Source organism: Stutzerimonas stutzeri (assembly GCF_018138085.1).
Lineage (GTDB): Bacteria > Pseudomonadota > Gammaproteobacteria > Pseudomonadales > Pseudomonadaceae > Stutzerimonas > Stutzerimonas stutzeri_AI.
Window position 1 is genome coordinate 2,528,936 of record NZ_CP073105.1, and the last position, 22,784, is coordinate 2,551,719.

17 protein-coding genes are annotated in these 22,784 nt (G+C 63.3%); 9 read left to right on the plus strand and 8 right to left on the minus strand.

Going from position 1 to position 22,784, the window contains the following annotated elements; all coding sequences use genetic code 11:
- Positions 1 to 25 precede the first annotated feature (25 nt).
- Positions 26 to 463, minus strand: a complete 438-nt coding sequence (locus KCX70_RS11655; protein WP_102846226.1) for a copper-binding protein — start codon at positions 461 to 463, stop codon at positions 26 to 28.
- A 155-nt stretch (positions 464 to 618) separates the two neighbouring features.
- Between KCX70_RS11655 and KCX70_RS11660 the strand changes: the two genes are divergently transcribed.
- From KCX70_RS11660 to KCX70_RS11685, 6 genes are all read left to right on the plus strand, one after another.
- The gene (locus tag KCX70_RS11660; protein WP_212617634.1) at positions 619 to 1,812 is read left to right on the plus strand and encodes an ABC transporter substrate-binding protein; all 1,194 of its coding nucleotides are present in this window, start codon (positions 619 to 621) and stop codon (positions 1,810 to 1,812) included.
- A gap of 4 nt (positions 1,813 to 1,816) precedes the next feature.
- A complete protein-coding gene (locus KCX70_RS11665; RefSeq protein WP_102850545.1) occupies positions 1,817 to 2,299 on the plus strand; it encodes a tetratricopeptide repeat protein in 483 nt (160 codons plus the stop codon).
- 36 nt (positions 2,300 to 2,335) lie between these two features.
- Positions 2,336 to 3,307 carry a YVTN family beta-propeller repeat protein gene (locus tag KCX70_RS11670; protein ID WP_212617635.1) on the plus strand — a complete coding sequence of 324 codons (972 nt, stop codon included), beginning with the start codon at positions 2,336 to 2,338 and terminating at the stop codon, positions 3,305 to 3,307.
- Positions 3,304 to 4,029 (plus strand): ABC transporter ATP-binding protein, encoded by a 726-nt coding sequence (locus KCX70_RS11675; RefSeq protein ID WP_212617636.1) that lies wholly within the window; start codon positions 3,304 to 3,306, stop codon positions 4,027 to 4,029. The genes KCX70_RS11670 and KCX70_RS11675 overlap by 4 nt, the downstream gene beginning before the upstream one ends.
- Before the next feature lie 836 nt (positions 4,030 to 4,865).
- On the plus strand, positions 4,866 to 5,657 hold the full coding sequence (locus tag KCX70_RS11680) for an ABC transporter permease (protein ID WP_212617637.1): 792 nt from the start codon (positions 4,866 to 4,868) through the stop codon (positions 5,655 to 5,657).
- Positions 5,658 to 6,000: 343 nt separating this feature from the next.
- Positions 6,001 to 6,666: a response regulator transcription factor gene (locus tag KCX70_RS11685; protein WP_021206838.1), complete on the plus strand. Its 666-nt coding sequence runs from the start codon at positions 6,001 to 6,003 to the stop codon at positions 6,664 to 6,666.
- 230 nt (positions 6,667 to 6,896) lie between these two features.
- Here the strand turns inward: KCX70_RS11685 and nahK are convergent, their stop codons facing one another.
- The 5 genes from nahK to KCX70_RS11710 all read right to left on the minus strand — a co-directional run bounded on the left by nahK (position 6,897) and on the right by KCX70_RS11710 (position 15,874).
- Positions 6,897 to 9,533: a hybrid sensor histidine kinase/response regulator NahK/ErcS' gene (gene nahK / locus KCX70_RS11690; protein WP_212617638.1), complete on the minus strand. Its 2,637-nt coding sequence runs from the start codon at positions 9,531 to 9,533 to the stop codon at positions 6,897 to 6,899.
- Entirely contained in the window at positions 9,463 to 10,590 is a 1,128-nt protein-coding gene (nosP, locus tag KCX70_RS11695) for a nitric oxide-sensing protein NosP (protein ID WP_165788471.1), read from the minus strand. The genes nahK and nosP overlap by 71 nt, the downstream gene beginning before the upstream one ends.
- Before the next feature lie 239 nt (positions 10,591 to 10,829).
- Positions 10,830 to 12,017, minus strand: coding sequence for a porin (locus KCX70_RS11700; RefSeq protein WP_102850539.1), 1,188 nt, complete (start codon positions 12,015 to 12,017; stop codon positions 10,830 to 10,832).
- Between the two features lie 276 nt (positions 12,018 to 12,293).
- Positions 12,294 to 14,822, minus strand: coding sequence for a pyrroloquinoline quinone biosynthesis protein PqqF (gene pqqF / locus KCX70_RS11705; RefSeq protein ID WP_212617639.1), 2,529 nt, complete (start codon positions 14,820 to 14,822; stop codon positions 12,294 to 12,296).
- Positions 14,823 to 14,926: 104 nt separating this feature from the next.
- Positions 14,927 to 15,874 (minus strand): MerR family transcriptional regulator, encoded by a 948-nt coding sequence (locus KCX70_RS11710; protein WP_212617640.1) that lies wholly within the window; start codon positions 15,872 to 15,874, stop codon positions 14,927 to 14,929.
- Positions 15,875 to 16,111: 237 nt separating this feature from the next.
- Here KCX70_RS11710 and KCX70_RS11715 point away from each other — a divergent pair, with 237 nt between their 5' ends.
- Entirely contained in the window at positions 16,112 to 16,558 is a 447-nt protein-coding gene (locus KCX70_RS11715) for a PAS domain-containing protein (protein ID WP_212617641.1), read from the plus strand.
- Between the two features lie 210 nt (positions 16,559 to 16,768).
- Complete coding sequence (locus KCX70_RS11720) at positions 16,769 to 19,405, plus strand: EAL domain-containing protein (protein ID WP_212617642.1); 2,637 nt, start codon at positions 16,769 to 16,771, stop codon at positions 19,403 to 19,405.
- A gap of 63 nt (positions 19,406 to 19,468) precedes the next feature.
- Here KCX70_RS11720 and hemH read toward each other — a convergent pair whose 3' ends face one another.
- Both hemH and KCX70_RS11730 read right to left on the minus strand, forming a co-directional pair.
- On the minus strand, positions 19,469 to 20,494 hold the full coding sequence (gene hemH, locus KCX70_RS11725; protein ID WP_212617643.1) for a ferrochelatase: 1,026 nt from the start codon (positions 20,492 to 20,494) through the stop codon (positions 19,469 to 19,471).
- 74 nt (positions 20,495 to 20,568) lie between these two features.
- Positions 20,569 to 21,468 carry a TIGR01777 family oxidoreductase gene (locus KCX70_RS11730; RefSeq protein ID WP_212617644.1) on the minus strand — a complete coding sequence of 300 codons (900 nt, stop codon included), beginning with the start codon at positions 21,466 to 21,468 and terminating at the stop codon, positions 20,569 to 20,571.
- A 352-nt stretch (positions 21,469 to 21,820) separates the two neighbouring features.
- Between KCX70_RS11730 and KCX70_RS11735 the strand changes: the two genes are divergently transcribed.
- Positions 21,821 to 22,783: a YbgA family protein gene (locus KCX70_RS11735; protein WP_212617645.1), complete on the plus strand. Its 963-nt coding sequence runs from the start codon at positions 21,821 to 21,823 to the stop codon at positions 22,781 to 22,783.
- Position 22,784: the final 1 nt, after the last annotated feature.

A 22,784-nucleotide genomic window follows, 5' to 3' on the forward strand; every position in this document is an offset into this window, starting at 1 on the left:
AGCCGTTAGATCGAAGGCCAGTGCATCACTTGACCACGAAGCGCCCTTCCATGCCTTTGTTTTGCAGCCCTTGGCAGTAATAAGCAAAGCTGCCGGGCTTGACGGGCACGAAGAACAGCTCCGCCTCGCCCGCGTCTTCGAACTCCAGCTCGACCAGCGTGATGGCCTTGATCTCGACCCCACCGGCCTCGACCTTGCGCAGGAATATCGAGCGCGCGAACTCCGGCGCCTGGAACGCACAGGCCTTTTGTCCGTCGACAACGACCTTCAACCGATAGGCCGTGCCGGTTTCAAGCTGATATTCCTTCTGCGAGACGGCGTAATCGCTTTCCTCGGAACCGAAGCGAAGATCGGGTAATGCCTGCGGGCGCAGGGTCAGGTCGCCGGCTGCGTGAACCTGATCGAAACCGATCAGGCTACCGAACAGCAAAAGATTGAGGATCAGGGCTCTGCAAGGCGTCATGGGGGGCAAGCTCTTCTTATTGTGGATGAGCGCCATCCTAGGGCGCCTCGCCGACGCGCTGGCTACTACCTTGGTACACAACGACTGGTACTTTCTGCATATTTCCCCGCCCCGCCAGGGTTCCTATGCTGGTCGCAACGCCATAGGAGTCGCCCATGCCCCATCCTTTGCTACGCACCGGTCGCCTGCTGGTACTGTGTTGCTGCGCCGCCCTGGCGAACACCGCAGCGGTCGCTGGCGAAGCGCTGGACGTGCGCATCGGCTATCTAGGTTACCGTCCGGATCCGGGCCCGCTGCTCTCCAACGTCATTCCCGAGCCGGACGATGCCGGGCTGCGCGGAGCGGAGCTGGCGATCACCGACAGCAACACCACAGGTCGCTTCCTCAACCACAGCTACCAGCTGACCGCACGTAACAGCGACTCGCCAGAACACCTGCTCGACGACGCGCGCGCGTTGCGCAACGACGGCCTGCGGCTGTTCATCGTCAACGCACCGGACGACAGCCTGCGCCAGCTCGCCGAAGCATTACCCGACAGCCTGCTGATCAATGCCGGCAGCGCCAGCGACGAACTGCGCACCACGACCTGCCTGGCCAACGTGCTGCATACCCTGCCGAGCCGCAGCATGCTGGCCGATGCCCTGGGCCAGTTCCTCGCGGTGCGCCGCTGGAACCGCTGGCTGCTGATCAGCGGCCCGACGCCGGAAGACCAGGCCTACGCGGCGGCCATCCGGCGCGCAGCCAAACGCTTCGGCCACAAGATCGTCCTCGAGAAGGCCTGGACCTTCGACAATGACCAGCGCCGCACCGCCCAGGCGGAGATGCCACTGTTCACACAGGCCGACGATTACGACGTGGTGGTGGTGGCGGACGAGCGAGGCGACTTCGGCGAGTACGTGCCCTATCAGACCTGGCTACCGCGCCCGGTGGTCGGCACCCAGGGCATGACGCCCACCGGCTGGCACAAGACGGTGGAAACCTACGGCGCGGCGCAGTTGCAGAAGCGCTTCGAGGCGCTTGCCAACCGCTGGATGAACGACCGTGATTTCGCCGCCTGGATCGGCGTACGCAGCATTGCCACCGCGGTTACCCGACTGGGCAACCCCGACCCGGCAGGCATCCTCCAGCTTTCCCTTAGCGAAACGCTACCGGTGGACGGCTTCAAGGGTCGCAAGCTGACCTTTCGCCCCTGGAGCGGCGAGCTGCGCCAGCCGATTCCGCTGGTGCACCCACGCGGTCTGGTTTCCAACTCGCCCCAGGAAGGCTTTCTGCATCCGACCAGCGAACTGGACACGCTGGGCTTCGACCGGCCCGAAAGCCAATGTCGTTTGAGCGAGCAGGAACTCTGAGCCAATGCCAGCCAATTCACTACGTCTGGCACTACTCCTGACGGCGCCCGCGGCGTTTGGCGAAACCAGCGATCTGAGCTACGAATCCTTCGTCGATAGCGACAAGCGAATCAAATGCCTCTACGGGTACGCAGCGCAGAAAACCGGCGATCACGCCGCGGCGCTGAAGATATTCGAAGACTGCGTCGAGCGCTGGAACGACGTCTATTCGATGATATGGCTGGCGCAGATGTACGAATCCGGCACCGGAGTGCCCCTGAGCCTGGAAAAGGCGGCTGCGCTCATCAAACTCGGTGCCGAGCAACCGGATACCGCCGCCTACGTAAGTCTCGCCCGTTATCACTGGGGCGTTGCGCTCGCCGAGGGCCGTGGCGTCACGGTTGACGTACAGGCCGCACGCTACTGGCTGCAGCGCGCCTCGGCAGATGGCCAGACCGAGGCCGATGACTATCTACGACGGCTGGATTCACCCACTGCGCCTCGCTGACGGCAAGCGCCCTTACAACAATAACGAGACCGAACCATGACCCGAACGCTCCTTGCCTCTGCCATCGCCTGCGGCCTCGCGTGGACCGCCAGCTCTGCGCTGGCGGCCACTGCCTATGTGTCCAACGAAAAGGACGACACCATCAGCGTGATCGACCTGGACTCGATGGAAACGGTGGACACACTGGAGGTCGGCCAACGGCCTCGCGGCTTGGCACTGTCCCATGACAACAAGCTGCTCTATATCTGCGCCAGCGACTCGGACACTGTCCAGGTGATGGACCTGGCGACGCGGAGGATCATCAAGCAGTTGCCATCGGGCGCCGACCCGGAACAGTTCGCCCTGCATCCCAATAACAAGTGGCTGTACATCTCCAACGAAGACGATGCGCTGGTTACGGTGGTGGATGTCGACAGCGAAGCGGTAATTGCCCAGATCGAGGTAGGCGTCGAGCCCGAGGGCATGGCCGTGTCGCCCGACGGCAAGTGGGCGATCAATACCAGCGAAACCACCAACATGCTGCACTGGATCGATACCGCCACCAACACGCTGGTAGACAACACCCTGGTCGACCAGCGCCCGCGGCATGTGGAGTTCAGTCATGACAGCAAGACCCTCTGGGCCTCGTCGGAAATCGGCGGCACCGTGACGATTGTCGATGTCGACCAGCGCAAGGTGCAAAAGACTATCGATTTCGAGATCAAGGGCGTACACCGCGACAAGATCCAGCCGGTCGGCATTCGCCTGAGCGCCGACGGCAAGTACGCCTTCGTCGCCCTCGGCCCGGCTAACCGCGTAGCGGTCATCGACGCGAAGACCTACGAGGTGCTCGACTACCTGCTGGTTGGGCATCGCGTCTGGCATATGGCGTTCAACCCCGATGAAAGCCGCCTGCTGACAACCAACGGCGTCAGCGGGGACGTGTCGGTCATCGACGTGCCCTCACTCAAAGTGACCAAGTCGATCAAGGTCGGGCGTTATCCCTGGGGCGTGGTGGTCGCGCCATGAGCGCGCTGGAGGTAGCGGACGTCAGTTTCGCCTATGGTGCACGTCAGGCGCTTCAGGACGTCAGCTTCAGCGCCGCCAGCGGGCGCTTCACCGCGCTGCTCGGGCCCAACGGGGCCGGCAAGTCGACGTTGATCGCCCTGCTCACCCGTCTTTACGACCTGCAGCGCGGCGAGATCAGGGTGGACGGTCATAGTCTGCGCGAGCAGCCGCGCGAGGCACTGCGGCGTCTGGGCGTGGTGTTTCAGCAAAGCACGCTGGATCTGGACCTGAGCGTCGAGCAGAATTTGCGCTACCACGCCGCCCTGCACGGCATGCCGCGCAAGTTGGCCGGCGAGCGCATCGAGCTGGAGCTGGACCGCCAGCAGCTCGGCGAGCGGCGCAAGAGCAAGGTGCGTGAGCTCAACGGCGGGCATCGCCGTCGCGTCGAGATTGCACGCGCCCTGCTGCATCGACCGCGTCTGCTGCTGCTGGACGAAGCCAGCGCCGGCCTCGACCCGGCGAGCCGCCAGGCTCTGAACGATCACGTCCGGTCGCTGTGCGATGAAGGCATGAGCGTTCTCTGGACGACCCATTTGCTCGACGAAGTCAGCGCCGACGATGACCTGATCATCCTCAACCGCGGTCAGCTCGTTGCACAGGGCAGCGCCGCCGGGCTGTCAGCTGCCGATGGCGGCCTGCAGCAGGCTTTCGCGCGGCTCACCGCCCAGCCGGTGCCGACATGAGCCCTTGCGCCCCGAACCGCACGCCTCCCCTCGTGGGCGCGGTCTTGACCGCGAAGAGAGTGGACAGGCACGTTCGCGGTCGAGACCGCTCCCACAGCACCGGCGACCTTCTTCTAAAGCCCTGTTCATTACCATGCAGGGCTCACCAGCCAGCGGGTGCCGACATGAATCCTTGCGCCCAGAACCGCACTCCTCCACTCGTGGAAGCGGTCTTGGCCACGAAGAGAATGCACCGGCACGTTCGCGGTCGAGACCGCTCCCACAACACCGGCGAGCTTCTTCTGAAGCCCTGTTCAATACCATGCAGGGCTCACCAGCCAGCCGGTGCCGACATGAGCGCTTGCGCCCCGAACCGCACGCATCCCCTCGTGGGAGCGGTCTCGACCGCGAAGAAAACGCACCGGCACGTTCGCGGTCGAGACCGCTCCCACAACACCGGCGACTTTTTCTGGAGCCCTGTTCATTACCATGCAGGGCTCACCGGCCAGCGGGTGCCGACATGAGCCCTTGCACCCCGAACCGCACTCCTCCCCTCGTGGGAGCGGTCTTGACCGCGAAGAGAATGCACCGGCACGTTCGCGGTCGAGACCGCTCCCACGGCACCGGCGACTTTTTCTGGGTCCCTGTTCAACCATGCAGGGCTCACCAGCCAGCGGGTGCCGACATGAATCCTTGCGCCCCGAAACGCACTCCTCCCCTCGTGGGAGCGGTCTTGACCGCGAAGAAAACGCACCGGCACGTTCGCGGTCGAGACCGCTCCCACGGCACCGGCGACCCTTTTCTGGAGCATTCATGTCCCTGAACTTCTGCCCCGAAATACTCAGTCAGGAGCTTTCATGACCGCCTATTGGGAATGCCTGCGCACCATCATCGGCCGCGAGTGGCTACGCTTCGTGCAGCAGCGCTCACGCTTTTTCAGCGCCCTGGTGCGCCCGCTCCTGTGGCTGGTGGTGTTCGCTGCCGGCTTTCGCGCGGCACTGGGGATCGCCATCATCGAGCCCTACGAAACCTACATCACCTACGAGACCTACATCGTGCCTGGCCTGGCCTGCATGATCCTGCTGTTCAACGGTATGCAGGGTTCGCTGTCGATGGTCTACGACCGCGAGATGGGCAGCATGCGGGTGCTGCTGACGAGCCCGCTGCCGCGCAGCTTCCTGCTGGCGAGCAAACTGCTGGCGACCTCGCTGATCTCGCTGCTGCAGGTCTATGCCTTCCTGGCGATCGCCTGGTTCTACGGCGTGCAGCCGCCGGTGGCTGGGCTGCTGACTGCGCTACCGGCGCTGCTGCTGGTCGCGTTGCTGCTTAGCGCGCTGGGCCTGCTGCTGTCGAACGGCATCCGCCAGCTGGAAAACTTTGCCGGGGTGATGAATTTCGTCATCTTCCCGATGTTCTTCCTCTCTTCGGCCCTCTATCCGCTGTGGAAAATGCGCGAAGCCAACGAATGGTTGTTCTGGATCTGTTCGGTCAACCCGTTCACCTACGCAGTGGAGCTGGTTCGCTATGCGCTGTACGAACGCCTCGATCCGCTGTCGCTGGGGGTCTGCCTCGGCCTGACGCTGCTGTTCAGTTTGCTGTCGGTTCTCAGCTTCAACCCGCAGCACGCCGCACTGCGACGGGCTGCTTGAATAAAGCTTTACTACCTTGGTACTGATTTCGATGTCGATCGTAGGATTTCCAACATGGCGCATTTTGCCCTGTAATGTGACCGACCTAAGTCCTTGGGGGACTGGATGATGCCTGGCGTGCCGGCGGCATTGACGAACGCAGCCATGGGCGGGTTGCCCGATATCACCCGGCTGCGCCAGGCGCCCGCTGCCGCCGCTACGCCGACACACATGCAGCCGCGGGGAGCAGGCTGGCGACAGACAGGGATAATGAGCACGCGCCCGGATAAGGCGACGCCGCGTGGCATGAGCGCCTTTACCGAACCACACCTACGCATAATCACAACAAATGAGGTGACCGGCCTTGTACAAGATACTGATTGCTGATGACCACCCGCTGTTTCGCGAAGCCATCCAGAACGTGATTCGGGACGGTTTTCCCGGCAGCGAGATTCTCGAGACCGCTGACCTCGATAGCGCCCTGGCCATCACCCTGGAGAACGACGATCTCGACCTGGTGCTGCTCGACCTCAACATGCCGGGGATGCACGGCCTCAATGGGCTGATCAACCTGCGCAACGAAGCGCCGACCATCCCGGTGGTCATCGTCTCGGCCGAGCAGGACAAGCAGATCGTGCTGCAGGCCATTACCTATGGTGCCTGCGGCTTCATCACCAAGTCGTCGCCACGCGCACAGATGACCGATGCCATCGAGCAGATTCTCAACGGCAACGTCTACCTGCCCTCGGACATCATTCGCAGCCAGAAAGCCAGCACTCGCCGCGCCCAACACAATGAACAGAGCATCCCGCCCGAGCTGTTGCAGGCCCTGACGCGCAAGCAACTTTTAGTACTCGAGCGCATGACCAAGGGCGAGTCGAACAAGCAGATTGCCTACAACCTCGACATCGCCGAGACCACCGTCAAGGCCCATGTCTCAGCCATCCTGCGCAAGCTGAACGTGCACAACCGCGTGCAAGCGATCCTCTCAGCCGGCGATATCGACTTCACTTCCTACTTGCGTCGTTGAGGCAAAGAACTGCTCCTTCGCCACGCCTGCCGCCAAGCGCGCTTGCCCGCTGGTGCAAAGGCACCCAGGCAAATATTCGACAACGCCCGATCGCTACGAACGGCGCTTCGGGCACCCGCTCGGCTGGAACCATCCGTAGCTGAGCCAGGGGCTGCGTCGTCCCAGCAGGCATCGCCCCTGCGACACCCTCACCTGCTCAGACAAGCCCTGCGAATCGGGCCCCGCGCAGGTCAGGAATGCCCCTGCTCCATCATGTGACACATGGCGGTTTTCAGTTTCATGGGCCGCACCGGCTTGTGCATCAGCATGTGGCCCAGCTCTCGCACCTGTTGCTTCAGCTCGTTGCTGTAGTTGGCCGTGATCATCAGCGCCGGCAGCGGGCTCGCCCGTCGGGCATTGACCGTCTCCACCACGTCGACGCCGTTGCAGCCGTTATCCAGGTGATAGTCGGCGATGATCAGGTCGGCGTCGGCGTGGAAATTGTCGACCTGCCCGGCCAGATCCTGCTCGGAAAGCGCGGTGACCACTTGGCATCCCCAACCCTCCAGCAAGGTACGCATTCCGGCGCAGATCGCCGTGTCATTGTCGAGCACCCATACCCGCGCGCCTTTCAGCCGCTCCAGTAGCAGATCGGTGCTGGCGACCTCTGGGGTGGCTTTTGGCGCCCGCTTGGCCAGCGGTACTTCGATGGCGAACTTCGAGCCGTGCCCCGGCACCGAACTGACCTGGATGCGATGGCCGAGAATCCGCGCGATCTTCTCGACGATGGCAAGACCCAGGCCGAGTCCGCGGTCCTGCTGCGGCCGCACGCCTTCGCCGCGTTTGAATTCATGGAAGATTTCTTCAAGCTTGTCTTCGGGGATGCCGACGCCGGTATCCCAGACCTCGATCGACAGGCTCTGCCGGCGGCGGCGGCAGCCGAGCATCACGCGGCCGCTGGGCGTGTAGCGAATGGCGTTGGTGAGCAGGTTGCGCAGGATGCGCGCCAACAGCTGGATGTCGCTGCGCACCAGCGCCGAACAGGGAATGAAGTCCAGTCGCAGCTGCTCGCTGCCGGCAATCTGGCGAAACTCCACCGCCAGGTTTTCCAGCAGTTCACTGACGGCGAACGGCGCGATGTCCGGCTTGATCACACCGGCATCCAGCTTGGAAATGTCCACCAGCGTGCCGAGCAGGTTTTCCACATCTTCCAGGGAATTGCTGATGTTGCGGATCAACCCGCTGCTGGGTGCCGCAGGTTGTTCGAGCAACGCGCTGGTGAACAGCCGCGCCGCATTGAGTGGCTGCAGCAGGTCGTGGCTGACCGCCGCGAGAAACTTGGTTTTCGACAGGTTGGCCAGCTCTGCCTCGCGTTTGGCCTCGCGCAGACGCGCCTCGGCATGGGCGCGCTCGTCGATCTCGCAGAGCAACTGCTCGTTCAGGCTGGTCAGCTCCGCCGTGCGCTCACGCACCCGCTGTTCGAGGTTCTGATAGGCCTGATGCAAGGCCTCAGCGGTGCGACGACGATCGGTGATGTCCTGGATCAGAACGAATATGCCCGCCACTTCGCCGTTGGCCTGGCGGTTGGGCACGTAGGAACGCAGCATGTAACGCTGCTGTCCGGAGTGGTTGCGCTCGGCCAGCTCGAAGCTGACGCTTTCGCCGGACAGCGCGCGGTCGATGTAGGGCTCCAACTGCTGCCAGTGCTGGCCGCTGTGAACGTCACGCAGGGATTGACCGAGCATGCCGTCGCTGGGCCAGCGATACCATTCCTCATAAACCTTGTTGGTGAACTCGTAAGTCAGGTCCGCCGAGACGTAGGCGATCAACGCCGGCACGTGGTCGGTGATCAGGCGAATCCAGCGCTCGCTTTCACGCAGGGCTTCGGCATGGCGATAGCGCTCGGTGATGTCGGTGAAAGTGTTGACGAAACCGCCGGTGGGCAGCGGATGCGTACGGATCTCCAGCGTGCGGCCGTCGAACAGATGCTGTTCCAGTTCGGTCAAGGGCTGGCCATCGGCGTCGAAGGTGTTGGGTGTCAGCAACTTGAGTTCGCTGTCGGCCATCACCTCTTCGAAAGGCCGATGCGCCTCGATTGGCGCCAGGCCGCAGAGTTCGAGGAAGCGGCCGTTCCAGAGTTCGAGGCTGCCATCGGCGCTGACCATCGCCACGCCCTGGGACAGGTTGTCGACGGCCCGCTGCAGCAGTCGCGACTTTTGCGCCAAGGCTTGTTCCCGGCGCATGGTCTCGCTGAGTTTCACCTCGGTGATGTCGGTGTAGAGCATCACCAACCCGCCCTCGCGGGTCGGCCGCTCACTGACCTGAACCCAGCGGCTGTTATGCAGGCGGTAGACGGTCGGCTCGTTGGCCTTGCCGCGGTGTTCTTCGGCGATCATGCCGCTGCTTTCGGCCAGCCGCTTGAGCTCCGACAGTCGTGTGCCGCTGTTTATGCGTGCCCGGGTGCGGCTCCATAGCGACTTGAAACGCTTGTTGAACAGGACGATGCGCTGGTCCTTGTCGAACAGCACGAAGGCATCGGAGATGCTCTCGATGGCGTCCACCAGATGCTGATGCGCGGTTTCGGCACGCAGGCGCGCATCGCTGAGCAGGCGGTTGCTGGCCTTGAGTTCGGCCATCGCCTGGTTCAGCGCATCGGTCCGCTCACGCACCTGCTCGGCCAGTTCGACCGAATGCTGAAACGCCGCATAGGAGGCGTCGCGTCCGCTGCCGCTCGATTCGATACGCTCGATCAAGGCGTCGTTGATGCGACGCAGCTTGTAGTTCTCGCGTTCGAGCTCAGCCTGCCTGACGAGTAGCTCAGCGGCTGCCCCGCCCTCCAGGCCGGCCGATGGCGACGCCGGTGAAGGTCTGGTTGATGTGCATGCCATTGAACTGCTCTCCATAGGTGTTGAAGCCGATCACCTGCTGGCGCCGAAGAAAGGCCGAAGTGTCTTCTGTGGAGCCATTGCCCTCGATTTCGAGGCGCCTGAGGAAACAGTCGCAGCCGATGGTCAACAGCGGCGGACCGAGGCGCTGCTCGAGACGCTCGAACAGCGACTCCAGATTGGGCATCAGCGGGCCGGGGCGCATGGCGGTGAGCACGATGCCGTTCTCCACCGCACAGTAGAACGTCAGGCTCAGGTCCTCGTTGACCTTCTGAATCGAGCGCACGTAGTAGTGCTCGTTGATGCGCACCGCCAACGGATGCGCCGCGAACAGCCGGTGATCCAGTTCGCTGAGTTCGACACCGATCAACCGTGCGTACTCTTCTGCGGCAGGCTCGGCATTGAGCTCATAGACGCGGCGCGAATGGCTGTCGGCGCGCGTGACCACCAGCTTCTCGGAGCGCGGCAGGACGTGGTGGGTGGTGAACACCTCGAAATCGAGCCAGGTGTTGATCAGCACGACGATGGCCGCGCCGCTGTGAAACTGGCCGTCGTAATAGACGTGGGTATCGGTCAGATGGTTGTCGTCACCGGCCGAGCCGCCGAAATGCGGAATGCTGCCGAACGCGGCACTCAGTGCTGACAGGACAATCTCTTCGCGGCTGGATAAGCCATCGAGCAAGGTCAGCGCGAAACTGTGATCCTTGATCGGCGCCAGCGAGTTGCTGCGGCAGTCGCTGCCCAGACGTTCGACCAATTGCTGTGCGTCGATGAGGCTGAAGCGGTCCATCTCGTCGATCAGTTCGCATGCGATTGAGAAGCTACGGTGATCGAAGCCGACCGCGGTGACGCAACTGCGACCGTAGCCTTGCGAAGTAATTTCCCCGGCGGAGGTGCAGCCAACCAGCCGGACGCCCCCGAAGTACTGATGCAGGGCGGTTCCCAGCGCGGGCAGGTCGTACTCGGCCGAACAGAAGAACAGGACGAAGCCCAGGTGCGGATGGATCAGCTGGCGAGCCAGATCCTGGGCGACCGTTTCGGGATCACGCGCCTCTGACATGGCCGTGCGCACTTCTTTGGACTCTTGCTCGATCACGCACGCACCCCAATACACACTTATCGTATGACCTCATTCTTGGTCAGGGCATTGGGTACGAAAATGCTACTTCAGTACCGGCGACGACATGCCTAGGTAGCAAAGCGACGAAAGACCGCGGGACTGGCAGCGGGTGAAGCGCAGGCGATCAGACAAAAAACGGGCACCCCGAGAGGTGCCCGTCTGGTGACCGTTGAGGCGGTTTAGAAGCTGAGCGTGGCACCGATGGCGAAGGTGCGGGTGTCCTCGTCGAGGGCGTCCGTGTCGTGGCCGCGCAACTCGAACTCGTTCACCTCGGCAACCAGCTTCAGGTTGTCGTTGATGGTACGGAAGTAGGCGATGCCGCGGGTCTGGTAGTCGGCTGCGGTGCCCAGGCCGTTGCCGTCATCCTTGGTCTTGCCGGTGGAAAGCGCGATGCGGTTCTTGCCGAAGGTGTAGGAGCCTTGCAGCAGGTAACCATCGCTGTCGACATCGCGCAGGTGGGCTTTACCGGCGTTATTGGTATAGAACGGGTTGATGCCCTCGGCCTGGAAGCCCGACGCGGTGAGCGAGAACCCGGCCATCTTGGCTTGAACGCCATAGCCGAGACCTTTGGAATCGACGTCGTCGACCGTACTGTCGGTATTCTTCGAGCTCTGCTGCATACCGTTGACCCAGGTGTAGAACTGCGCGCCGCCGAGGTCGAACTGATAGGTGACCTCGGTTTCGAAGCGGGGGCTGTCCTGGTAGGCCTCATCCAGCGCCGAACTCTGGTCGTCCGTGGTATCGACCGGGTCCATGATGCCGGCAGCGATACGCAGGCCGCCCATCACCGGCGAGCGATAGGTAACCTGGGACGTCGGGAACGGGTACGGGTAGCCGGTACCGATGTTGCCGAAGGAGACGCCGCCGAAATCGACCAGACCCAGGGTGTCGCTGACCTGGCCGTAGCCGGTGAGCATCTCGTCGAGGAAGATGTTGGAGCGGCCGAACAGACCGAAGTCCTTACCGAAGAGCACCTCACCCCACTGGTCGTTGGATGCGGTGCCGTAGAACTGGCGGACGTCGATGCCGGTCTCGGTACCGTTGCTGTCGCTGTCGTTGATGGTGACCCAGAAGGACGAGCGACCGCCCACTTTCACGTCATCGAGTTGTTTGCCGAAGTTGAAGCCGATGTAGTTGGGCAGGAAACCCATCTTTACCCGCGACTGGTCGCGATCGAACTGTTCGCCGGCACGGTCGACCTTGCTGCTGACGTAGAAGGTATTGAAGTAGCCGTCGACGGAGAATGTAGTGTCGTCCTTGTCGTACAGCTTGATTTCGGCAACCGCCGACTGGCTCAGGGTCATGGCAATCGCGCTGGCCAGGGCCAACGGGATCAGGGTTGTACTCACGTTCTTCTTGTTGTGCATGGCGCTCTCCGCTGATGTGACGACAGGCAGTCGTGTCGAGGCGGATTATCGAAAGCGCAACCGAGGGCCCATAGGCTCCAATAGCGGCGACTGGCTACTACTTTCGCCGAGCTCGCCGTCTTGCGTACTAAGGCGATCGTGCCCGTTCCGTCCGTCGTAGCGCTTAGGTCGTACGCCGTCACGCTTAGGTAGGCACGCGCACCGGCCCGGCTCGCCAACAGGACGGCAGGCAGGGGGCAGCTTGAATCTGATAAACGAAGGAGTAACGGCTCGGGATCAGCCCTGCGCCGCGGCGGGCGCAGCGGCGTTGGCCACCACGACCCAGCCGGCGGTGCGCGCACGTAGTACGGCCAGGGCGGCCGTCAGGTCCTGGCGTTGCAGAGCGCGCATGGCGGACGCAACCTCCCGCGGGTGGCCGGCGTCATGACCGGCTAGAAGACTCTGCCAGAGCTGTTCCGCACGAGCCCGCAGATCCGTTTCGGCGATCAGGTGCGTATCGCTCGCATCACGCACGGCTCGCTCGATGACGCCTGCAGGTAGAACATCCAGGCTACTGGCGAAGTCGGCAAGAAAAGTCTCGATATGCGCGAGGATCTCTTCTGCGGACGCAGAGGGCGATTGCACGGCGAAGAGCATGCCGGGATGACCACCGAACTGACAGAAGCGGCTGAAGACGGCGTAACCCAGTTGCAGTTCGCTGCGCAGGCGACGAAAAAAGGGGCCTTCGATCAACCTTGCCAATACGCGCCAGGCCGCTTCGCATACGGCGGTTTGCTGCGGCAACGGGCAAAACAGCAGGAGCGCCGCCTCGGCCATTGCCGCCCCACCGCTCAGGTCGTGCCAACGTATGCCTGCCAAACGGCCACCGGGCGCAATGGATATCGAGGATGCAGAGCCCGGCAACGCCCTGAGCGCATCGGTCAACGGCCCACTCAACGTCGGCGGGAAGCCTGTCGCGAGCGCCTGCCACTGCGCTGACCTCCACTGCGTCCAGAGCCTGCCTGCATCCAGAGCTTCGCAATGCGTAGCCGGCGTTGCGTCTGCCAGTAGTCGGGGCATGCGGTCGAGCAATTGCCGAATCAGCATCTCGTCACCGCCCAACGCGACCTCACGTTCCGCGAGCCGTTGCCCCTGGATAAAGGACGCCTCCGCAGGCTGGCGCATCAGCTCGGCAATATCGGCAAGTATCAGGGGGATGGCCTCGGCAGCACCCACCAGGCTCAGGGTCCAGGCGTCGCCGAGGTCATCGAACCGCTGTCTCACGCCTGCTTGTTGCACAGCCCAGTCGACGGACTGAAGCGCGTGTCGCAGCACATGCCGGAGTCCCGGCGCCGCTTGCCCCGCCGGGAACTGCCAGCGCAGGTAGAACGCGCCCTGCCCGTCCGCGTCGGCCGGCCCGAGCCAGTGCAGCGCCGGCGGCATCGAGCTCGCCTGGTACTGGCGGGCAGCGGTCTGTAACCAGGGATTGATCGACGGCGGCCGCCAATGCCATGCCTTTTGCTCCGCCTGTAGCGGCGGCTCCCGTTTCAGTCGCAGCGCGAAGCCTGCGCGCTCGATGGGTTGGCAATCGCAGTCGTCGGCAGTCATCACCAGCGGTCCCGTGGCAGTCATCTGCGCCACAAGCGCCGCGAACGCCTGGCGAATCGCGGACTCATCGCTGTCGTCGCTCCAGGCCAGCGGCTCAACCCAATGACGCAGCTTGGCCAAGGGGTCTGCGCCTTGCAGGCTTCGTTGGCGCACGCGCCGATATTCGCCATGGCAAAGCTGCCAGTACGACTCGCCTGAGCAATAACGCAACCAGTCGAGCACCGCCTCGACGATCACCGCGCGCTCGCCCAGCCCTTGCTCCGTCAACGACAGTTCAACGACGACGACGCTTTGCCCCGCAAACCAGTACGGCGTGCGTAGCCTGACCGAATGGCACAGACCGGCGTCGCGCAGGCGCCGGGCGAAGCCGTGCTGTGCCTGAGAAGTGACCGCGAAGGAAAGAACATCCAGCGCCGCCTGACTATGCTCGGGCATGTGTTCGAGCGAAAACAGCAGGTTCAACCGGGGCTCGGCGCCGCCGATGTGCAACCGGAGCCAGGCATCGCGACTGCAACGCAGCGGCGGCGCGTCCCGCGTGACCGGGCAGCCCGCTGCCAGCATGCCGTCGGCAAGCTCGGCGAGCCGCTGCAACTGTGCATGGCTCTGAGGACCGATGATCAGCAGCTCGATCTGGCCGCTGTGGTAGAAGCGCCGGTGATAGCCAACCAGCGCCTGTTGGAACGCGGGTTGCTCTACCGGCAGCGTGTCGCGGTTGCCCGCGTGGAAGCCGGCGAACGGATGGCTCGGGTCGAAGGCCGTGCCCAGGGCAGCATCGCAAAGCGTTTCGACATCCCGCGCGCGCGCCTGGAATTCAGCCTGCAATACCTCACGCTCGCGCAGCTGGGCGGCAGGATCGAGCAGTGGATGCGCCAGCATGTCCAGGAGGCGATGCAAGGCGGGCTCGAGCTGACCGGCCGGTAGCTGGAAGAAGAAGTCGGTGTGCCGCTCGCGAGTCGATGCGTTCAGTTGCCCACCACAGCCTTGAACGAAGGCCATCAGGCCCTCTTCCGCCGAATAGCCTCGGCTGCCGAGAAACAGCAGGTGCTCGAGAAAATGGGCCAACCCGGGATAGTCCCGCGGCGCATCATGGGCACCGGCATGGACTCGCACCATCGCCGCGGCCTGCGAATGGCCGGAAAGGGGCAACAGACGCACCCGCAAGCCGTTGGCCAGTGTCGTCTGAGGCGGTCGCCGGGAGGTGTCGGATGGACGAGGCATGCAATAACCCGTTGCGGCAGGATCGATGAGCATCGCGCCCATTACCCATGGCCGCAATGCCGCTTTAGCATCGTTTGCCGAACGCCACGCGGCAAGCGTCGCGGCTAGGTGTCCAGCTTGCCGTCCAGAAACTGGAGAAGACGGCGCTGCATCAGTCTACTGGCACTGCCCAGGCAGGCGATTGGCGAGCCCCGCAGCGCGTCCTCGGCCGCCTCGCCAGCCATGGCCAGCGGGCAGTCGAGCCGCAGCGCAAGCTTGCGCACCTGCCGGAGCAGCGGCATTTTGGGCGGGGCGTTGGAATACAGTACCAACGCACGTGGCCGCACCTTTTCGCAGACCAGCGCCAGCTCATCCAGCGGCTGCCCGATGGCCAGCACGCTGACCGCGACCTGATCGCAAGACAGCAACAGTCCGGCGACCAGCAACTCCAATTCGCGGCAGTGTCCCGGCATCGCTGCGAGGACCACACGATCGTCCGTTTGCGCGCGACCCAGCTGCAGGCGTTGCAGCACGCGGGCACGCAGAAAATTGTCGAAGAATAGCCATTCGCTGGTCTGACCGAAGTCACTCTGGCACACCAGCAATTGCTGCCACAGCGGCAGCAGGATGTCCTGAAACACAACTGCAAGCGGGTAGGTCGAGAAAATCTGACCGTAGAGTTGGTCGAGGCGATTGTCGTCGAAGCGATTCACGGCCTGCTGCACCTGCGCCCGCCACTCGCTCCATTCGCTGGCCACCGCTTGTGGCTGCTCCAGCGGCCGGCCGACCCTGCTCGCCTCGCTGCGTGACAGAATGCTGCCGACTTTGCTGACGGCCACACCGCGCTCGGTCCAGGCGAGGATCCTGCGCACCGCTTCGACATCGGCCATGGAGTACAGACGATGGCCGCTTTCGGTACGGGTCGGTTGGATCAAGCCGTAGCGACGCTCCCAGGCGCGCAAGGTAACCGGATTGACACCGGTCAGCCGAGACACCTCTCTGATCGGAAACAGCTCCTGCTGCTTGAACGACTCGGAGTAATGCAATGTGGAGGCGCGGGCGGTATCGGTCATGACACGGTCGATTCGTGTGAGGGTTTCGGCATTGTAACCCAGGGCTCACAACCAGCGACTTTACCGCGGCGATACGTCCCGGATCGTGCAGCGCCTCGCAAGGCAAGCCTGAGGTCCAGACGACGCCGCCAGCCGCCACGATGCTCTGCCGAAGCGGGATCCACTTGCCACGCCTCAGGTGTGCCGCCGCAGGGTAACTGATCTAGAATGCCCGCGAAAACGGATACGAGACACCCCATGATCAATGCGAAATTGCTGCAGTTGGTGGTCGAGGCCTCCAATGACGGAATCGTGGTTGCCGAACAGGAAGGCGACGACAATATCCTCATCTACGCCAACCCGGCCTTTCAACGGCTCACCGGTTACGAGGTCGACGAGATTCTCTACCAGGACTGTCGCTTCCTGCAGGCCGACGACCGTGACCAGCCCGCGATCGCCGCGATCCGCGAGGCGATTCGTACCGGCACGCCCTGCCGGCACGTCATTCGCAACTACCGCAAGGACGGCGCTGCCTTCTGGAACGAGCTGTCCATCACGCCCGTGTTTAACGAAGGCGATCAGCTCACCTACTACATCGGTATCCAGAAAGACGTCACCGCGACCGTCGAAGCCGAGCAACGGGTCCGTGAACTGGAGGCTGAAGTCGCGACCCTTCGCGAGCAGCTCGCCGCGATTGGCGGCTGAGCCTGCCGCCTGACGATGTCTGCGCCGCACTTCAGTCTGCTTTGGCTTCGCCGATACCCTGCATAGAGGGCCACCGATCGAGGCTGGCCTGTCCGCATTTCCGCGAGCGGCCCGTACATTGCCGTGCACGCACGCGAAAAAGATGCGAATAATAGCCATACGCCATTAGTTTTCCGCCTATCTACGGCGGCTGCACCGGGATCCGTTCATTTGACTTCTTACGCTTTCGTCGAAAACGCCACGGTGCTACTCGCCCTCTGCTGGTTGTTGTCTTTCACAGCGCGCCATTGGGGGCAGAAGCATCATCTGTCGGAGCAGTTCATAGCTGGCCTGTGGTTCGGTGGCGCCTGCATCACCGGCATGCTCATGCCCATCGCAGCGCAATCGGGCATCATTTTCGATGCACGCACCGTGGTGCTGAGCATTGCGGCGCTGTTCGGTGGGCCGCTCGTGGCCGGCATCGCGGGGCTGGTGACCGCCGCTTATCGGGTATGGCTCGGCGGCTCGGGGGTCTGGGTCGGGCTGCTCAACGTGGCGCTGCCGATTGGGCTGGGCCTCGGCTATCGCTACTTTTATCGGCGCGGCCGGATAGCTGTCGGCTTCTGGCAGTTGCTGGTGTTCGGCCTGTTGCTGCATGCCGGGGTGGTGGCCTCGCTCCTGCTGCTGCCAGCCCCTTTCGTCAAACCTACCCTGGAGCAAGTGGCGCTTCCGATGTTGCTGGTCTTGCCGACCGCGGTGGTCCTGCTGGGACTGCTACTGGCCGACATGCTCAACCGCGAGCAGATCGAACGGGCGATGCACCTGAGCGAGGCCCGCCTGAGGGCCATCACCCAGGCGATACCCGATGTACTGCTGGTCATTGATGAAGACGGCTGCTATCTGGAAGTCATCGCCAATGACGCGGCCCTGCTTCAGGACGTCAAGGACAGACTGGTCGGCAAGACTCTCGAAGACATACTGCCCGCGCCACAGGCCAAGAAGTTTCGCGAGCTGATCCGCACCACACTCGCCAGCAACGCCCCGGGACTGCTCGAGTATTCGATCCAGACCGCCGACGGCCTCAAGGTGTATGAGGTCCGGGCCCAGCGCCTCAACGTGGCACAGTCCTACAAACCAGCGGTAGTCTGCCTGAGCCGGGACATCAGCGATCGTGCCCATGCGGAGCAGGAGCGCCGCATCGCCTCGATCGCCTTCGAGTCGCAGCAAGGCATGATCATCACCAACGCCGACAACCGCATCCTGCGGGTCAACCAGGCGTTCAGCGAAATCAGTGGCTACAGCGCCGAGGAAGCCATCGGCCAGGACACGCGCCTGCTCGCCTCCGGTCGTCATTCGGCCGAGTTCTACCTGAACATGTGGCGCAGCATCCAGCAGACCGGTGCCTGGCAGGGCGAGATATGGAACCGGCGCAAGAGCGGCGAGGTGTACCCCGAGTGGCTGGCGATCAGTACGGTGCTCGACGCTCAGGGCAAGGTTTCCAACTACGTGGCGGCCTTCACCGACATCACCGAGCGCAAGCAAGCCGAAGAACGTATCCATCACCTGGCCTTCTATGATCCCTTGAGCGGCCTGCCCAACCGCCGCCTGTTGCTCGACCGCCTCAGACAGGCATTGGCCGCGACGGCCCGTAGCCAGCACTACGGCGCGCTGATGTTCATCGACCTGGACAACTTCAAGAACGTCAACGACCTCCACGGCCATCAGGCCGGGGATCAACTGCTCTGCGTGGTGGCCGAGCGACTCGGTGGTGAAGTGCGCAGTACTGACACGGTGGCACGTCTGGGTGGCGACGAGTTCGTGGTCATGCTCGAGGACCTGGACGTCAACGCCGAGTATGCCGCCGCCCAGGCCGAGCAGATCGGCGAGAAGATACTCTCCGCGCTCAACGAGCCTTACCGGTTGGGCTCACTGCTATTGCACAGCAGTGCGAGCATGGGCGTGGTGCTGATCAGCTCCAGCGACGGCGACGCCGAAGAGCTGATGAAGCGCGCCGACATGTCCATGTACGAGGCCAAGCAGGCTGGCAAGAACGCCCTGCGCTTCTTCGACCCACGCATGCAACAGGCCGTACAGGAGCGTTTGCGCCTGGAAGACGAAATCCGCCGCGGTCTCGAGGCGGGCGAATTCGTGATTCATTTCCAGCCACAGATCGAGCGGCACCGAGGGTTGATAGGCGCCGAGGCGCTGGTGCGGTGGCAACATCCGCAGCGCGGCCTGCTTTCCCCGGTCCATTTCATCGGGCCAGCCGAGCGTGCCGGCCTGATCGAAGCGCTGGATTTCGTGGTGCTCACCCAAGCCTGCGAGCAACTGGCCGCCTGGGCTGGGCGTCCGCAATGGTGCAGCCTGACGCTGGCGGTCAACCTCAGCGCGAGCCTGCTGTATCAGGCCGACTTCGTTCGGCGCTTGCTCGAATTGCTCGCGCGCACCGGTGCCAATCCGCGCCTGCTCAAACTGGAAATCACCGAGTCGCTGCTGCTGGACGACATGGAAGAGGCAGTCATCCGGATGAAAACGCTGAAGCAGCACGGCATTCGCTTCTCCATTGACGACTTCGGTACCGGCTATTCGTCGATGGCCTATCTGCAACGCTTGCCGCTCGATCAGCTGAAGATCGACCAGTCGTTCGTGCGTCAGCTGGCCGATGACGCCAGCAGCCAGACCATCGTGCGGGCCACCTGCGCCCTCGCCGCCGGCTTCAACCTGGAAGTTATCGCCGAGGGCGTAGAAACCGAGGCGCAACGTGCGCTGCTGATCGCCAACGGCTGCGACATGTTCCAGGGCTACCTGTTCAGCCGCCCGGTGCCGCTGGAAGAGTTCGAAGCGCTGAAGCTCGAGTCTGCTCACTAGCAACACCAGCGCTCGACGGGGCCCGCCACGCTGGACGGCGGGCCGACGCGTATCAGTGCCGACCTAGAGCGCCAACGGGGCCCGACGGCACAAGGCGACCAGTGCCTCGACCCAACGCTCATCGGTATTCAGGCAAGGGACCAGCTGGAGCTCCTCGCCGCCGGCCGCAATGAACTGTTCATGACCGCGATCGCCGATCTCTTCCAGTGTCTCGATGCAATCGGACACGAAGGCCGGGCACATCACCAGCAGCTTCTTGACGCCCTTGGCAGCCAGCTCTTCCAGGTGTGCCTCGGTATAGGGCTCGATCCATTTCGCCCGGCCCAGACGCGACTGGAACGACACCGACCATTGGTCTGCGCTCAGCCCGGCCCGTTCGGCGAAACTGGCGGCACTCTGGATGCATTGGGCGCGGTAACAGCTGGCAAGCACTGCGCCTTCCGCGCGCTGGCAGCAATCACTACTGCGCAGGCAGTGCGAGCCGGTCGGATCGGTCTTGCGTAGATGCCGCTCCGGCAAGCCATGAAAGCTGAGCAGGAGGTGGTCGAACGGTTGCTCGAGGTGCGTCTTCACACTGTGCACCAGGGCGTCCAGGTATTCCGGCTGGTCAAAGAACGGCTGCAGGATCGCCAGCTGAATGTCGAGGCCATGTTCGCGGATCACTCGACGCGCTTCCTCGATGGCGGTCGTCGTCGTACTGTCGGCGAACTGCGGATACAACGGAGCCAAGGTGACCTGCTTGATGCCCTGCCCGGTCAACTTGAGCAGCGAACGCTCGATCGACGGCTCACCGTAGCGCATCGCCAGCTCTACCGGCCCTTCGCTCCAGTGCGGGCGAACCGCGTCGGCCAGGCGTTGGCTGAGCACCACCAGCGGTGAGCCTTCCGGCCACCAGATGGAGGCATAGGCGTGGGCCGACTGTTCCGGGCGCTTGATCAGGATCAGCGAAACCAGCAGCCGGCGAACGGGCCACGGCAGGTCGATAACGTAGGGATCCATCAGAAACTGGTTGAGATAGCGACGTACATCGGCCACCTCGGTGGAAGCCGGCGAACCCAGATTGACCAACAACAACGCCTGCTCGGACATGCACATTCCTGACTACTGATTTAAGGGATCGCGCCGTCGCCCCGGTGGCCGGCGGCGCTATTTTCACACAGCGCCTACGCCTTGCGCAGGTCCGCCAATGCCGCATCCAGATCGACGAAGCGGAAACGGAACCCTGCCGCCTCCAGCCGCGCGGGGACCGTTCGCTGCCCACCGAGAACCAAGCCGGACAGTTCGCCCAGCACCGACCGCAATAGCAGTGCAGGTACCGGCAGCAAGGCCGGCCGACCCAGGCTGCGGCCCAACGCCTTGGCGAACTCGGCGTTGCGCACCGGGTGGGGCGCGCAGGCATTGTAAGGACCATCGGCCGCCGGCTGCTGCAACAGAAAATCTATCAGCGCGACTTGGTCGTCTATATGAATCCACGGCATCCACTGCCGGCCATTACCCTGTCGTCCGCCCAGCCCGAGCCAAAACAGCGGCAGCAAGCGTTGCAGAAAGCCGCCCTCACGCGCCAGCACCAGGCCGGTACGCACCAGCACGACGCGCAGTCCGAGGCGCTTGGCGCGCACGGCGCTTTCCTCCCAGGCGCCACACAGCTGGCTGGCAAAGTCGTTGCCGGCCGGGCCGTCGTCCTCGTTGAGCTCCCGCTCGCCGCCATCGCCATACCACCCAACAGCCGAGCCGGAAATCAATACCTGGGGCTGTTGCTCACGCGTGGCAAGCCACTCGATCAGTTCTTCGGTGAGGTTGATGCGACTGTTCCACAGCAGCAGGCGTCGAGCGCGCGTCCAGGGCCGGTCGGCGATCGGCGCGCCGGCAAGGTTGACCACCGCATCCAGAGGGACGTGATCGATCTCCTGCAACCGCCCGACGCCCGTGACTGCCTGGCCACAGCGCTCGGCCACCTGTTCAGGTGAGCGGCTCCAGACCCAGAGGCGATGCCCCTGGGCAAGCCACTGCTTACACAAGGCCCGCCCGATCAATCCGGTACCACCGGTGATCAGTATGTTCATGGCGCCCTCCTCTCTAGCGTTAACACCGGACCGACCTGCGCGGCCGCACGGCGGATGCCGCATCTTATACAGGCTGAAAAACTTGTACAGATTTACTTCTAGCTTAGTCGATTGCCTGCTCAACGCGAGGCTGGTTCCGGCAAGCCAAGCGCTGAGCCAGGAGCTGTTCGCGAAGCTCGGCCTGGCTGGGCGGAACGGGTTACTGACGGCCGTTCGCCCGGCCGTTTTACAGCCAAGCCTTGTTACATATTAGCGTTGTACAAGAAGCATTGACTTGTACAACGGACGACTTAAGATGAGCTCAACTTGTACAGCCACTTACGTTTGTACAACCACACAGTGAGGTCGCCCCATGCTTAGCTCGTCTCGCGCGCCCATAAAAGTCGGCATCAGCGCCTGCCTGCTCGGAGAGCCGGTGCGATTCAACGGCGGCCACAAGGAGTCGCGCCTGTGCAGCGAGACGCTTGCCAGGCATTTCGAATTCGTACCGGTGTGCCCGGAGGTGGCGATCGGCCTGGGCACGCCCCGGCAGCCGATCCGTCTCGTTGGCGACCCGGACCAGCCGCGCGCGGTGGGCAGCGTGCACGCCGAGCTGGATGTGACCGATGCGTTAAGCGCCTATGGCCGACAGGTCGCCACTGAACTGCACGACATCTGCGGCTTCGTCCTCATGCAGAAGTCGCCCTCGTGCGGAATGGAGCGGGTCAAGGTCTATCAGGCCAATGGTCATCCGATCGAGGGCGGCGGTTCCGGCTTGTTCGCCCACGCACTCATGCAGGCACGGCCGGACCTACCCATCGAGGAGGACGGCCGCCTCAATGATCCGGTGTTGCGGGAAAACTTCCTGACCCGAATCTTCGCTTACGCCGAGTGGCAGCGGCTTGTGGCCAGTGGCGTCACGCGAAAGGCACTGGTCGAATTCCACTCGCGCTACAAATACCAGCTGATGGCGACCGACCCCGTGCAATACAAGGCGCTCGGCAGGCTGGTCGCCACGGTTGGCAAGCAACCGCTGGAAGCCTTCGCACCGAGCTACTTCAGCCAGCTGATGGAGGCACTAAAGAAGACGGCATCACGCGGCACCCATACCAATGTGCTGCAGCACTTGAGCGGCTACCTGAAGCGCGACCTCGGTACGCAGGACAAGCAGGAGCTGCAACGGCTGATCGACCAGTACCGCGAAGGCGTCGTGCCGCTGGTGGTGCCGATGACCTTGCTCAAACATCACTTCCGCCGCCATCCCGACCGCTACGTGGCCACGCAGGTCTACCTGCAGCCCCACCCGGAAGACCTCAGCCTGCGGAACGGCATCTGAC